15 protein-coding genes are annotated in these 14,386 nt (G+C 71.9%); 3 read left to right on the plus strand and 12 right to left on the minus strand.

The genetic code is table 11. The annotated features are described in order from the left end of the window. Positions 1-51: 51 nt before the first annotated feature. The 7 genes from lnt to LPA42_RS31935 form a co-directional block, all read right to left on the minus strand. On the minus strand, positions 52-1,665 hold the full coding sequence (lnt, locus tag LPA42_RS31905; RefSeq protein ID WP_228987092.1) for an apolipoprotein N-acyltransferase: 1,614 nt from the start codon (positions 1,663-1,665) through the stop codon (positions 52-54). A 454-nt stretch (positions 1,666-2,119) separates the two neighbouring features. Next, positions 2,120-3,457, minus strand: coding sequence for a glutamate mutase L (locus tag LPA42_RS31910; RefSeq protein WP_228987085.1), 1,338 nt, complete (start codon positions 3,455-3,457; stop codon positions 2,120-2,122). Beyond that, positions 3,454-3,846, minus strand: a complete 393-nt coding sequence (locus tag LPA42_RS31915) for a hotdog domain-containing protein (protein WP_077940353.1) — start codon at positions 3,844-3,846, stop codon at positions 3,454-3,456. The genes LPA42_RS31910 and LPA42_RS31915 overlap by 4 nt, the downstream gene beginning before the upstream one ends. Next, on the minus strand, positions 3,843-4,616 hold the full coding sequence (locus tag LPA42_RS31920; protein WP_096761755.1) for an OAM dimerization domain-containing protein: 774 nt from the start codon (positions 4,614-4,616) through the stop codon (positions 3,843-3,845). Before LPA42_RS31920 ends, LPA42_RS31915 begins: the two co-directional genes overlap by 4 nt. A 35-nt stretch (positions 4,617-4,651) precedes the next feature. Further along, positions 4,652-6,211, minus strand: a complete 1,560-nt coding sequence (locus tag LPA42_RS31925; RefSeq protein WP_091284476.1) for a lysine 5,6-aminomutase subunit alpha — start codon at positions 6,209-6,211, stop codon at positions 4,652-4,654. Then, positions 6,208-7,779, minus strand: a complete 1,572-nt coding sequence (locus LPA42_RS31930; protein ID WP_228987086.1) for an amidohydrolase — start codon at positions 7,777-7,779, stop codon at positions 6,208-6,210. The genes LPA42_RS31925 and LPA42_RS31930 overlap by 4 nt, the downstream gene beginning before the upstream one ends. A 4-nt stretch (positions 7,780-7,783) precedes the next feature. Continuing rightward, entirely contained in the window at positions 7,784-8,833 is a 1,050-nt protein-coding gene (locus LPA42_RS31935; protein WP_228987093.1) for a zinc-binding alcohol dehydrogenase, read from the minus strand. 155 nt (positions 8,834-8,988) lie between these two features. Here LPA42_RS31935 and LPA42_RS31940 point away from each other — a divergent pair, with 155 nt between their 5' ends. Then, complete coding sequence (locus LPA42_RS31940) at positions 8,989-10,395, plus strand: KamA family radical SAM protein (protein WP_077940356.1); 1,407 nt, start codon at positions 8,989-8,991, stop codon at positions 10,393-10,395. A gap of 90 nt (positions 10,396-10,485) precedes the next feature. Here the strand turns inward: LPA42_RS31940 and LPA42_RS31945 are convergent, their stop codons facing one another. Further along, positions 10,486-11,358, minus strand: coding sequence for a CPBP family intramembrane glutamic endopeptidase (locus tag LPA42_RS31945; RefSeq protein WP_144082827.1), 873 nt, complete (start codon positions 11,356-11,358; stop codon positions 10,486-10,488). A 239-nt stretch (positions 11,359-11,597) separates the two neighbouring features. Here LPA42_RS31945 and LPA42_RS31950 point away from each other — a divergent pair, with 239 nt between their 5' ends. Both LPA42_RS31950 and LPA42_RS31955 read left to right on the plus strand, forming a co-directional pair. Then, on the plus strand, positions 11,598-11,750 hold the full coding sequence (locus tag LPA42_RS31950) for a hypothetical protein (RefSeq protein WP_198956787.1): 153 nt from the start codon (positions 11,598-11,600) through the stop codon (positions 11,748-11,750). After that, positions 11,750-12,715 (plus strand): N-acetylmuramoyl-L-alanine amidase, encoded by a 966-nt coding sequence (locus tag LPA42_RS31955; protein ID WP_077940358.1) that lies wholly within the window; start codon positions 11,750-11,752, stop codon positions 12,713-12,715. Before LPA42_RS31950 ends, LPA42_RS31955 begins: the two co-directional genes overlap by 1 nt. Before the next feature lie 84 nt (positions 12,716-12,799). Here the strand turns inward: LPA42_RS31955 and LPA42_RS31960 are convergent, their stop codons facing one another. From LPA42_RS31960 to LPA42_RS31975, 4 genes are all read right to left on the minus strand, one after another. After that, positions 12,800-12,994 (minus strand): CsbD family protein, encoded by a 195-nt coding sequence (locus tag LPA42_RS31960; protein ID WP_043969178.1) that lies wholly within the window; start codon positions 12,992-12,994, stop codon positions 12,800-12,802. A gap of 163 nt (positions 12,995-13,157) precedes the next feature. Next, positions 13,158-13,514 carry a nuclear transport factor 2 family protein gene (locus tag LPA42_RS31965; RefSeq protein WP_077940359.1) on the minus strand — a complete coding sequence of 119 codons (357 nt, stop codon included), beginning with the start codon at positions 13,512-13,514 and terminating at the stop codon, positions 13,158-13,160. Positions 13,515-13,538: 24 nt separating this feature from the next. Continuing rightward, complete coding sequence (locus LPA42_RS31970; protein ID WP_077940360.1) at positions 13,539-13,973, minus strand: SRPBCC domain-containing protein; 435 nt, start codon at positions 13,971-13,973, stop codon at positions 13,539-13,541. Further along, complete coding sequence (locus LPA42_RS31975; protein WP_077940361.1) at positions 13,970-14,314, minus strand: helix-turn-helix transcriptional regulator; 345 nt, start codon at positions 14,312-14,314, stop codon at positions 13,970-13,972. The genes LPA42_RS31970 and LPA42_RS31975 overlap by 4 nt, the downstream gene beginning before the upstream one ends. Between the last annotated feature and the right edge of the window lie 72 nt (positions 14,315-14,386).

The raw sequence follows: 14,386 nt of genomic DNA on the forward strand, positions 1-14,386 counted from the left end.
ACTTCGGCGGCCTCTTGATCTGTGTTTTAGCGACAGGCCGGCGCGCGTCCGTCACCCCGCCGTCACCCGGGACCGTCCGGCGCTCGAACGCCGCCGGCGCAGCACCGCCGCACCGGCCATCACGGCCACCGCCACCGCGACCAACGCCGCCTCCGGCCACACCCCGACCCGGGTGGCCAGGGTGCGCCCGTCCCCGAGGCGCAACTGCCGCGACACCACGGCCCGGGTGTTGAACCCGGTGGCGTCGGATACCCGCCCGTCGGCGCCGACGAACCCGGACACCCCCACCGTCGACGCCATCAACGACGCACGGCCGTGCTCCACCGCCCGCAACCGCACCATCGCCAACTGCTGGCGCGCCTCCGCCACGTCGAACGTCGCGTTGTTCGTCTGCACCACCAGCACCTGCGCCCCGCCGGTGACCGTGTCCCGCACCAGCCCGTCGTAGGCCACCTCGAAACAGATCACGTCACCCACCGTCACCGCACCCGCGTCCACGACCCCCGGCCGGTCACCGGCCACCATGTCGCTGCGGACCCGGTCGACCTCCTTGCTGATCATCCGCGCCACGTCCCGCAACGGCACGTACTCGGCGAACGGCACCGGATGCCGCTTCGTGTACATCTGCTCCAGATCAGGCCCGGCCCCCGGCCGCCACAGGATCCCCGCGTTCTGGCTCTGCCCCGGCCCCGGCCCCACCAGCACCGCACCCACCAGGATCGGCGCCCGCACCGCCGCCGCCGCGACGCCGATACGCTCACCGGCCGCCGCGCTGCGCAACGGGTCGATGTCGCTGGCGTTCTCCGGCCACACCACCAGGTCCGGCTGCCGGCGCTGCCCGGCCGCCACCTGCGCCGCCAGGTCCAACGTCGCCTGCACATGATTGTTCAGCACCGCCTGCCGCTGGGCGTTGAAGTCCAACCCCAGCCGCGGCACGTTGCCCTGCACCACCGCCACCTCCACCGTGGCCCCACCACCGGCCACACCCACCGGCACCAGCCACCCCACCGACAGCACCGCCACCGCCGCGACCGCCGGCCCCACCGCCGCCCACCGCACCCGCGCACCCCCAGCCCGCCACAGCGCCGCCACCAGCAGACCGCCCGCCGCGGCCACCGCGAACGTCACCAGCGGCGCCCCACCCCACGCCGCCAACCGCAGCGTCGGCGCATCACCCTGGCTGAACGCCAACCGGCCCCACGGGAACCCCCCGAACGGGGCCCGCGACCGCAGCGCCTCCTGCGCCACCCACAACACCCCGGTCACCGCCGGCCACGCCCACCGCCACCGGTCCACCACCGGCGACACCCACGCCGACGCGGCACCCAGCAGCGCCACCACCGCCGCCTGCGACAACGACAACAACACCCACGGCAGCATCCCCGTGTGCAGGTTCGTCCACTCCAGCAGCGGCGCGAACAACGCCAACCCCGCCAGGAAACCCAACCCCGCACCGGCCCGCACCCGACGCCGGTGCGTCGCCGCCGCCAGCAACGCCACCCCCACCGGGGCACCCACCCACCAGTCGTACGGGGGGAACGCCACCAACAGCACCAGCCCGGCGGCCACCGCCACCGGCACGGCCACCCGCAACGACAGCGGCCCCGCCCCCGGGCGCACCACTGGCGCATACGACGGGTCCTGCGCGACAGCCGTCACCGGCATCTCACCTGCGATCACACCGCCGAAGGCTACCCGCCCCACCCCGACAAGCCGGCGACAGACGCCACCTGCGAAACGGAAATCGGGGCGCGGCATACGCCGCACCCCGATGCTCCCAGGCCCTTCCCGGCCGGTGGGGCGAGGATCAGGCACCACGACCTTCGGACCGACCCGACGGGAAACTGGCTGCCCCCGCCTGGCCGTTGTCTACTGGCCGCGCACCTCACCCTGCCCGTACACCGGTAACCGCGGCCGGTTCGCGCCGCCCCGCCGACCCCCGCCCGCTGGACCTGGCCGCCGTAACCCGAAGGTCACTCGGCCAGCGGACGAAGGGACGAAGCGAACAACAGCCGCTTCCCGTAGTAGGACTCAAAGACGGTACGTGCCACCCCCCGGCCCCTGTCAACCCGCCCCGGCCAGTCGCCCCACCCGCCACGGCGTGTCGCGTCGGCGAGTCTCAATCCACGGCGAGATACCGACGCACCAACGCCCCCGCCGCCACCGGATGATCCGCCGCCAACAACCCCGCCGCCGCCAGCACGTACTCGACGTCCACCACCGCCCGCGCCGCCCGCGGCACCGCCCACCCACCCGCGTGATCCGACAACACCGCCCCCAACACCCCCGCACCCGCTTCCGCCGGCACGTGACGCAACACACCCCCCGACCCGACCAGCAACCGCACGTCCCGCAGATCCCGCCCCCCACGCTCCCCCGTCGCCCCGCCCCGCGCATGCCGACGCACCGCCACCGTCGCCGCCAACGCCGCGATCCGCGCGTCCACCACCCACCCCGCCTCATCCCCCGCCACGAACCCCGGATCCGCCGCCCGCACCCCCGCCGCCACCGCCAACGCCCCCTCCTCCACCGCGTCGACCAGCCGCTCCTGCACCGCCGCCCGCACCACCCCCAGCGCGCTCCACCGCACCCCCAGATCCCCCTCCACCGTGCGGGCCCGCCACAACGACCCGGCGACCTCCCGCCCCGGCCCCGCCGCCCGCTCGTCCGGCGTCAACACCGAATACACATCCGTCGTCGCACCACCCACGTCCACCACCACCAGATCACCACCGACGGCGTCCGCGAGGACCTCCACCCCCGTCAACACCGCATCCGGCGTCGCCGCCCGCACCAACCGCCCGAACCGGGGCCCCCGCGACAGGCGCTTCCCACCGATCACATGCCGCAGGAACACCTCCCGGATCGCCGCCCGCGCCGACCCCGGCTCCAACACCCCGATACGCGGCAGCACATTGTCGGCCACCGTCACCGGCACCCCCGCCCCCGCCAACACCGCCCGCAACTCCTCGCGCACGTCGACGTTGCCCGCCAACACCACCGGCACCCGCCACCGCGCCCGCGCCAACCGCGTCGCGTTGTGCGTCAACACCGCCGCGTCACCACCGTCGGTGCCACCCACCAGCAACACCACGTCCGGACGCGCCGCCCGCAACGCCGACACCTGCGCCGCACCCAACCGGCCCGCGGCCACATGCACCACGTCAGCCCCCGCCGACAGGCCCACCCGCCGACCCGCCTGCGCCGTCACCAACGCCTCGTAGCCCACCACCGCCAGGCGCAACCCGCCACCGGCCGACGAACACACGTACCACGGCACGTCACCCACACCGGCCGCCGCCGTCGCCGCACCCACCGCCGCGTCCAACCCCCGCAACACGTCCGAACCCACCGTCGTCGGCGACGCCCCCGCACCCACCAGCCGACCAGCATCCAGGTCGACCACCACCGCCTTCGTGTACGTCGAACCGACGTCGACGCAGACCGCAGTGCTCACGCCACCGGCGGCACGACCACCGTGCCCGTCGCCGTCACCGCCACGATCGGCTCCGCCAACACCTCCGCCGCCGACTCACCCCGATCCGGGCGGCCCCGACACACCACCCGCGCCTCGAAGTCGATCGTGCGGCTCCGCGTGCCCACCCGCGTCACCGTCGCCACCGCCTCCACCACGTCACCCGCCCGCAACGGCGCCCGGAACTGCACCTCCGCATACGACGCGAACAACCCCTCGTCCCCGTCCGTACGGATACACACCTCCGTCGCCACATCACCGAACAACCCCAACGCGTACGCCCCGTCGACCAGGTTCCCCGCATAATGCGCATGCGAATACGGCACATACCGGCGGTGCACGACGGTCAGACCGACCCGGGGATCACTCATGCGACACTCGCCTTCCTCGACGTGATCAGAGCATGAACGAGATAACTGGCCACCTCACCCGGAGTCGTGCCCCGGCCGAAGATCCGATCCACGCCCAACTCGCCGGTCATCGACTCGTCGAACCGCGGCCCACCGACGATCAACAACGGCCGTCTCCCGGCCGGCATCGCCTCCCGGAACGCCGCCGACATCTCCCGCGTGTTGTGCAGGTGCGCATCCCGCTGCGTCACCACCTGCGACACCAGCACCGCGTCAGCGCGTTCCCGCCGCGCCGCCTCCACCAGCTCCGGCACACTCACCTGCGCACCCAGGTTCGTCACCTTCAACTCCCGGTAGTACTCCAGACCCTTCTCCCCGGCGATGCCCTTCACGTTGAGGATCGCGTCGATGCCCACCGTGTGCGCGTCCGTGCCGATGCACGCCCCCACCACCGACAGCTTCCGCCGCAGCCGCCGCTTCACCACCGCGTTGACCTCCTTGGCCGACAACAGCGGATAGTCACGCTCCACCACCTGCACCTTCGCCAGGTCCACCAGGTGGTTCACCCGCCCATACACCACGAAGAACGTGAACCCGTCACCCATCTGCCGGGCATGCACCAGCATCGCCGGATCCAGGCCCATCTTGTTCGCCAACTGCACCGCCGCGCCCTCGGCCCGCTTGTCGTGCGGCACCGGCAACGTGAACGACACCTGCACCATGCCGTCACCCGTCGTGTCCCCGTACGGCCGCACCACCGTCTTCTCGCTCACGCCGCGCTGGCCCGGCATGCTCTCGCCGCCCTCGCTCCGCTCCGTGCGCTCACTCATGCCGGCTGCTCCAGGATCTCCGTGGCCGGGTTGTAGTAGTCACCCTCATGCCGCGCCACCCCGTCGAGACCCTTCCCCCGATCCGCCGGCCGCTTCATGATCCCGAACGTGCCCTCCGCGATCGCCGTCAACAACGACTGGTCCCCGATCCGCTCCAACAGATCCACCGCCTCACCCAACACCCGGCGCGCACGCTGCTGGATGAACCCACCCGACGCCGGCACGAAATCCTCGTGCAACCCGCCCGCCGCACCCAGCACGTACCGCACGTTCTGCAACGCGATGTCCCGATCCGACAACCACGGCGTCACCACCGCCTCCGTCATCATCCCGACCAGCAGAATCCCCTGCCCCGTCATCGCACCCACCAGGTTGAAGAACCCGTCGAGCAGATTCCCCCGGAACACGTCCCCCGTCATGTGCTTCGTCGGCGGCATCCACTTCAACGGCGCATCCGGAAACAACTCCCGCGCCAACAACGCGTGCGCCAACTCCAGACGCAACGACTCCGGCACATCCGGGTTGATCTCGAACGCGTGCCCCAACCCCAACTGCCAGTCCGCCAGCCCCGCCTCGTGCGCGAAGAACTCGTTCAACAACTGCGACACCGTCACCGTGTGCGCCTCGTCCACCGCATCCGCAGTCGTCAGGTAGTTGTCCTCACCCGTGTTGATGACGATCCCCGCCCGCGCGTGCACCTGCCGCGAGAACCGCTGATCCACGAACGTCCGGATCGGATTGATGTCCCGGAACAGAATCCCGTACATCGAATCGTTGAGCATCATGTCCAGCCGCTCCAGGCCCGCGAGCGTCGCCATCTCCGGCATGCACAGACCCGACGCGTAGTTCGTCAACCGCACATACCGACCCAACTCCCGCGACGAAGAATCCAACGCCGCCCGCATCAACCGGAAGTTCTCCTGCGTCGCGTACGTCCCCGCGAACCCCTCCCGCGTCGCCCCCTCCGGCACATAGTCCAACAGCGACTGCCCCGTCGACCGGATCACCGCGATCACGTCCGCACCCGCCCGCGCCGCCGCCTGCGCCTGCGGAATGTCCTCGTAGATGTCACCCGTCGCCACGATCAGATAGATCCACGGCCGCTGCGCCGGATCCCCGAACCGCCTCACCAGACGATCCCGCTCCGCCCGCCGCCGATCGATCCGCCGGACCCCCGCCGCCACCGCCCGACGCGCCGCCCGACGCGCCGCCGTCGCCGCCCGCCCCGACGGCACAGCGAACCGCACCGACCCGGCCGCCGCCTTCTGCGCCAACAACGTCACATCCGACACGCCCTCCCGCGCCAGCGCGTCGAACACCGGCACCGCCACCCCATGCCCCAACCCCACATCGGCGACCACCGCGTCGACCAGCCGGTTCACCCACGGAATCCCGTCCGGATCAGCACCGGACACCCCCGCAAGCCGCAACACCGCCCGCTCCACCGACACCGTCGTGTGGCTACGCGCCAAATCCACCACCGGCTGCCCGGCCCGACGCGCCAACTCCCGCGCCCGCCCCACCAGCGCCGGATCCAACCCAAGCTTGCCCGTCACGACACGCCTTCCTCGTAGATCACGTCACCCCGCAACACCGTCGCCCGACACACCGGCAACGGCGTCGGATCACCCGCACTCCGCAACTCCGGGTCCTCGGCCTGCAACACCGGCAACCCCCGATCCACCCCCGCCGGGGAGTCCCACACCGCGAACGTCGCCGGCGCCCCCAACGCCAACACACCCTCGTTGTCCAGATGCACCGCCCGCCACCCACCCCGGGTATGCGCCGCGAACGCCGCCCGCACACTCATCCGCTGCACCGGATTGTGATGCGCCGCCGCCGCCCGCACCGAACCCCACGGATCCAACGGCGTCACCGGCGAATCAGACCCGAAAGCCAACGCCACCCCCACCGAATGCATCGCACCCATCGGATTCGACTCCAACGACCGCGACAACCCCAACCGCGCCTCATACATCCGACCCGCACCACCCCACAACCGGTCGAACGCCGGCTGCATCGACGCCACGATCCCGAACTCCACAAAACCCGCGATCAACCGCCGGCTCATCAACTCCGCGTGCTCCACCCGATGCCGCCCCGCCCGCAACCGCTCCACCCCCACCCGCTCCGCCGCCCCCGCGAACCCCGCCAACACCGTCCCGATCGCCGCATCACCGATCGCGTGAAACCCGCCCTGCACCCCGTGCGCCACACAATCCAACACGTGATCACGCACCTGCTCCGCCGACACGTACCCGTGCCCACACGCCCCCGGCTCCCCATCCAGGTACGCCGCCGACACGTGCGCCGTCCGCGACCCCAACGCACCATCGGCGAACAGATCCCCACCCGCCCCCACCGCACCCAACTCCCGCGCCCGCGCCGCACCCAACAGCTCACCCCAGTACCCGTACACCTCCGGCACACCCCGCCCGGACATCCCCAGCAACCCCGTGAAGTCCTCCTCGTCGGAGATCTCCGGACCACCGCACTCGTGCACCGCGGCGACACCCAACGACGCCGCATGCGCCAACGCCCGCCGCTGCGCCGCTACCCGCTGCGCCCGCGTCACCGACCCGAACGCCGCCGCCCGCACCACATGGTGCGCGTCCCGCCGCAACCACCCCGACGCGTCGAACCCGGCCGCCGACACCACTTCGGGACACGCCGCCAGCAACGCCTCCGACACCAACGCCGAATGAATCGACGCCTGCGACAGATACACCCGCCGCCCACCCGCCGCCCGACCCACCGCCGCCGCATCCGGCAACGCCACGTCGTCCCAACCCGACTCGTCCCACCCGTGCCCCAACACCACCGCGTCGCCCGGCAACCCCGCCGCGAACACCGACACCGCGTCCAACAACTGCCCCGCCGACCGCACCCCCGACAGGTCCAGCCCCGACAACGCCAACCCCGTGTCCGTCGCATGCACATGCGCATCCACGAACGCCGGCGTCACCAACGCCCCCGCCAGATCCACCACCCGGTCCGCCGACGGCGCCTCCGCGTCCACCCCCAACCAGACGATCCGCCCGTCACGCACCAACAACGCCGTCGCACGCGGATCCGCCGGACAATGCAGCACTCCACCGCGGTACAAGATCGAGGGACTAGTCATGACGTCAGTCTGCCGCCAACCGGGCCTCGAACAGGCCACGCACCCCAGGCTCCGACCGCAACAACCCCAACGCCAACTCCGCGTGCCCCGGCACGTACCCGTTGCCCACCAGCATCGTCACGTCCGCCGCCAACCCCTCCGCCCCCAACGCCGCCGCCGCGAAACTCGTCGCCATCGAGAAAAAGATCACCGTCCCGCCGTCCGCCGTGGCCAACACCGCCCCGTGCTCACAACCCGGCACATCCACACACACCACCGTCACGTCCGCCGGCACCCCCAACGCCGACGTCACCGCCGTCGACAACCCCACCGGATCCCGCGCATCGGCCAACACCACCTCCGACGCCAGACCCGCCGCCACCAACGCGTCACGCTCCGCCACCACCGGCACCACCCCGACCGTACGAGCCGCACCCGCCCGCCGCGCCGCAGCCAACGACAACGACCCGCTCTTGCCCGCCCCACCGATCACCGCCACAGACACCGGCCGGGCATCACCCGCCCGCTCCCGCCGCGCCACCTGATCGGCCACCACCCGCGCCGTCAACGCCGGCGCCCCGCACACGTCCAACACCGCGAGCGACAACTCCGGATGCAGATCCGCCGGCAACACCGCCGCGATCGACCGCGCGAACAGGATCGCGTACCCGTCACACGGCACCTGCTCGCTGCGCCCGTCCCAGCGCGCCAACCCGTCGGTGATCGCCAACGGGGTCAGCGTCAGCGACACCAACGTCGCCACCCGATCACCCACCCGCAGCCCCAGCGGCGACCGCCGACCCGCCTCCTCCACGGTGCCGATCAGCATCCCGCCCGACCCCGTCACCGGGTTCTGCATCTTCCCCCGCGTCGCGACGATCTCCAGCACCTCGGCGCGGACCTTCTCCCCGTCCCCGCCGTGCTTCTGCCACAACTGCCGGAAACTCGCCGCGTCCAGGTTCAACCGCTCCACCCGGATCCGCACCTCGTTCGGCGCGATCGGCGCGCTGGCGTCCAACCGCCACGCCGCCTGCGGCAGCACCCCCGCCGGTTCGACAACGCGGTGCAGACCCACCGGTGACGTCACGCCGACCTCCCCTGTCCAACCGCCCGAAGCCCCGCCCGGGACTCGCATCGCGGGAAAACTTACGGCAGACTAATTTCTTCGCCGGATATTTTCCAGTAGCCTACGGGCCGCCGATCATCCGCACCACGCACCGAGGAGGGGCCGTGACCCAGACCCAACCGGCTGAGACCATCCCTGCGCCCCGTCACGCCCCGGTCGCCGCACCGACCGCCGGACAGCCCTACGAATACCGCCGCAGCCCCCTGGTCGAACCCGACTGGACCCGCTTCCCCGGCTGGCGCCACGTCACCCGAGACCAGTGGGAAAGCGCCCAGTGGCAGCGCGTCAACTGCGTCAAGAACATCAAGCAGCTGCACGCCGTCCTCGGCGACACCGTCGACGAGTCCTTCTACGCCGACCTGGAGGCCGACCAGCAGGCCCTGGCCACCATGTCCATGCTCGTGCCACCCCAAATGATCAACACCATGGTGCCGCACGCGCCCCTGACCACCGCCGCGCTCCTCGCCGACCCCATCCGGCGCTACATGATTCCCGTCGCCTCCGACCGGCGCACCGACTGGCCCTCCCACCCGTACGCCAGCCGCGACTCCCTCCACGAGCACGACATGTGGGTCGCCGAGGGCCTCACCCACCGCTACCCGACGAAGGTCCTCGCCGAACTGCTCTCCACCTGTCCCCAGTACTGCGGGCACTGCACCCGGATGGACCTCGTCGGCAACTCCACCCCCGCCGTCGACAAGCTCAAGCTCACCCTCAAGCCCGTCGACCGGTACGACGCCCACATCACCTACCTCAAGGCCCACCCCGGCGTACGCGACGTCGTCGTCTCCGGCGGTGACGTGGCCAACGTGCCGTGGCGCAACCTCGAGTCGTACCTGATGCGGCTGCTGGAGATCGAAACCATCCGCGACGTCCGGCTCGCCACCAAGGCCCTCATGGGCCTGCCCCAGCACTGGCTGCAGCCCGACGTCGTCGAGGGCCTGGAGCGGGTCGCCCGCACCGCCGCCCGCCGCGGCGTCAACCTGGCCATCCACACCCACGTCAACCACGCCCAGTCGATCACCCCGCTGGTCGCGAAGGCCGCCCAGACCGCCCTCGACGTCGGCGTACGCGACGTGCGCAACCAGGGCGTGCTCATGCGCGGCGTCAACGCCACCGCCCCCGACCTGCTCGACCTCTGTTTCGCACTCCAGGGCGAGGCGGGCATCCTGCCCTACTACTTCTACATGTGCGACATGATCCCCAACGCCGAGCACTGGCGGGTCCCCGTGTGGCACGCCCAGCAGCTCCAGCACGACATCATGGGCTACCTGCCCGGCTACGCCACCCCGCGGATCGTCTGCGACGTGCCGTTCGTCGGCAAGCGGTGGGTGCACATGCTCACCGACTACGACCGCGAGCGCGGCATCTCCTACTGGACGAAGAACTACCGCACCTCGATCGAGTCGGCCGACCTGGAGGCGCTCAACAAGCGCTACGCCTACTACGACCCGATCGACACCCTGCCCGCCGCCGGCCAGCAGTGGTGGCACGAGCACCGCGACGACTGATCGACACCCGTTCGACCCATGGGCCCCGGCGTATGCCGGGGCCCATGCTTTTTCGGGTTCGGCGTGGCATGCCACGCCCCCTAGCGCGTCCTAGGATGCTAGGGTTGGTGCTTCGGCTTCGACGTGGCGCCGGCCGGCGAGCAGCGGCGAGGGTGCGCCACGATGGGCGGCGCGCCAGGCCGCGATCAGCAGCAGCACCGCCCAGAGCATGACGACGGTGGTGGAGACGGCGGCGACGGTTCCCGACGCGGCGGCCGACGCCGAGGACAGGTTGTAGGCCACGTGCCAGCAGGCAGCGACGGCGATGCCGCCGCCCGCAGCGTTGTACACGTACGCCAGCACCACCGCGCCGGCGAGCATGCCGAGGAAGAAGCCGGGCAGCACGGCGGGGCGGAAGCCGCGGAAGGTGGCCAGGATGACGAACAGCGGAGCGTGCCAGACCGCCCACCCGACGGCGGTGAGCAGCGCCGCCCGGACCGGCCCGTGGCGGGCCTGGAGCCGCTCCTGGGCGAAGCCACGCCACCCGCCCTCCTCCCCCAGGCCGTTGAGCACGACCAGGCCCAGGAGCATCGGCAGCGCCGCCGACGGCAACCCGCTGATCACGAACAGGTCCCGCCAGGGTGGGAGCGGCTGACCGGCCAGGGCGGCGACGACCAGCCCGGCGGCCAGCATCGCCAGCGGGCTGGCCGCCAGCGCCGCCGTACGCCAGCCGCCGCGCCAGCGCCACAGCCGGCCGACGTACCCGGCCACCGCCGCCCGACCACCGGTCAGCGCGGTGACGGTCACCGCCGCCAGCAGCGGCCCGAGCAGGCCGGGCATGTGCGTGGGCCACGGATCGCCGCCCCGCACCACGCCCCCGGCGACCGCGATCGGCACCCACCAACCCCACGACAGCAGGTACGCCAGGGCGAAGAACGACGCCACCGGCCACCGCCGCACCAACCCACGCAGCTTGACGACCATGCCCCGAGTACAGCAGCGGCCGGCCGCCCCCGGACAGGGCCGGAAGACCGCGACAGACCGGCCGACAGCCCGTGTCCAACCTGGACACGAACGCCTCCGGCCGGGCCCGGGTTGCGGGAAACCTTCAACCCCGACAGTTCGATTGAAGGGTATCGACATCGACGGGTGTAACCGGATAGCGTGCCGTCATCCCTGCCCACCGACCGGGCGGACCACCGTCCGCCGCCGTGAGGAGTGCCGTGGCCACGTCACCCGTCGCCCGCCTGCGCCGCCGAGGACTCCTCGGCTTCCCCGCCCTCGTCGCCGCCGCGCTCACCGTCGCCCTGCGCCCCGCGCCCGCCCGGGCCGAGGCACGCGCCGAGTGCCTCGCCGACCTGACCGAGCAGTCCTGATGGCCACCGTCGGCTGGCTCGCCGACGTCCTGCGCGCCGCCGGCGTACAGGTCGTCGAGGAGGGTGACTGGCGCAACCGGATGCGCCCCGGCGACTTCGACCCCATCGGCGTGCTGTGGCACCACACCGCCTCCACCTCCAGCGCCACCAACCCCCACCCCGCCCTGGGCATCTGCATCAACGGCCGCTCCGACCTGCCCGGGCCCCTCTGCCAGGCCCTCGTCGACTACCACGGCGTGTTCCACCTCATCTCCGCCGGCCGCGCCAACCACGCCGGCACCAGCGGCGGCAGCGGACCCATCCCCGCCGGCGACGGCAACACCCTCATGATCGGCTGGGAGATCGACTACAACGGCGTCAGCCAGGAGATGACCCCCGCCCAGTACGAGGCGTCGCTGCGCGCCACCGCCGCCGTGCTCACCCGCCTCGGCCGCGACGCGAGCTATGCCCGCGGCCACCGCGAGACCAGCACCACCGGCAAGATCGACCCGTCGTTCATCGACCTGGACGTCATGCGCGCCGACGTCGCCGCCCGGATGAGCGGCGGCACCGCCTGGAGCACGATCGTCGACAACGCCACCTCGGGCCGCTTCACCGCCAGCGCCAACTGGCGCGTCTCCACCTACTCAGGCCAGCGCTACGGCGCCGACTACCGCTACGCCGACCCCGTCGCCTCCAGCGACGTCGCCTGGTACCGGGTCAACGTCCCCGCCACCGGCACCTACCGCGTCGACGCCTGGTGGCCGGCCAACGCCGGATACAACAACGCCACCCCGTACCTCGTCGCCACCACCACCGGCAACAAGACCGTGTACGCCGACCAGCGTGCCACCGGCGGGCAGTGGCGCGCCCTCGGCACCTTCACCCTCCCCGCCGGCGACGCCAACCGGGTCGGCGTGAGCCGGTGGACCACCGGCACCGGCCTCGTCATCGCCGACGCGATCCGCCTCACCCGGGTTTCCTAGCCCACGCTCCTCCCCCGGCGGCGGGGACGGCACCGACGACGGCGGCCCCGGAGAAGAATCCTCCGGGGCCGCCGCGCGGTCGGGTCACTTGGTGAACGCGTCGCGCACGTCCCGTCCGGCGTCCTTGACGTGCTCGCCCGCCTGCCGGGCCCGCGCGTCGCTCTGCTCGGTGGCGCCCTCGGCCCGCAGACGCTCGTTGTCGGTCATGTCGCCGACGCGCTCCTTGGCAGCGCCGGCCAGCTCCTGGGCCTTGTTCTTCGCCTTGTCGGTGAAGCTCATGTCGACTCCCTCTGCTCCGGCGTTCCGGGGCCTCACTGCCCCTGACCATAGGCATGCCCGGGGCGCGGGCAGCGGAAACCTCGTGGCAGCGGGGCGGCACACACCCGCTAGGGCATCCTAGGCTGCTAGGGTAGTCGAGTGGGTCGCCCTCGCCCTCGCCGGCTCACGGCAGCGGGACGACGTAGGAATCGACCCGGGCGATCAGCCCGGCGCGGAACGTGAACAGGTCGTTGAAGGCGAACCGGAACGGCCCGTGGTCGACCATGACACCCCGGCCCTCGCCTGCGGCGACGACGACCGGGCCGTCCTCGTGGACCCGCTGGACGTCGAGGTCCGGGCTGCCGGTGAAGGCCGGGTTCTCGATCTCCCCGTCGAACTCGGCCTTGCCCCGGGTGGTGCGGTGACCGTGGATGACCCATTCGACGTCCTCGGTCAGGGTGGCGAGGATCCGGGGGTGGTCACTCGTGCGGAACCCGGCGAAGTACTCCTCGACGAGCTGGCGCTGCGTGGCCTGTTCCATGGCATCTCTCCACTTCTGTGGTCGTCAGTGCCGCAGGTGCGCGGCGAGCGCGGCGAGGATCGACGCGAGCCCGTCCGCCGCCTGGGTGGTCCGCAGCTCCGGGGGAAGCCGACGCTGGTGGACCGTGAGATCGGTGCCGTCGCCCGCGGCGCGCATGGTCACGGTCGTGCGGAGCCCGGTCACGGGCTCGTCGAACACGAGCTCGCGCGGGGCGACGACGCTCACGTACACGAACCGGAGCCGGCGGACGGCGCCGCCGGGCGCGCGGGTGTCGAGCGCGAACTCACCGCCCGGTCTCAGGTCGACGGTCACGGATTCCGGCGGGACGACGGCGTGCGAACCACCCCAGAAGGCCGCGATGCTCGTCGGCGACGTGAACGCCGCCCAGACCCGGGCGGGTGCCGCCGGAAGGTGCCGGCGGGCGATCAGTTCGTCGCCGTGGAGCTCCGCGCGGGTCACGACGCCTCCCCGTCGGCGAGGTGCTGTTCGAGGGCGTCGAGCCGGTCGTGCCAGGCCCGGCGCTGGTCGTCGATCCACGTGCCGAGCTGGGAAAGCCGGTCGACCCGCAGCCGGCACGGCCGCCTGGTCCCCTCGCGGCGCTGGTCGACCAGGCCGCACCGACGCAGCACACCGACGTGGTGGGAGATCGCCTGTGGGGTGAGGTCGAACGGCGCGGCGAGCTCCCCGACGGTGGCGTCACCGCGGGCGAGACGGGCCACCAGGGCACGACGCACCGGATCGCCGAGAGCGGCGAAGGCGGCGTCGAGGCCCGGGGCCGGCACCTGGAGCGAGGAGGGCATGCCTCACTGTAATGCAAACGAACGCTTTCACAAACACTGGCTTGCTGATGGACGGCCGGCTGGCCTCCCGTG

It is taken from the genome of Micromonospora sp. DH13 (assembly GCF_020873825.1).
GTDB lineage: Bacteria > Actinomycetota > Actinomycetes > Mycobacteriales > Micromonosporaceae > Micromonospora > Micromonospora haikouensis.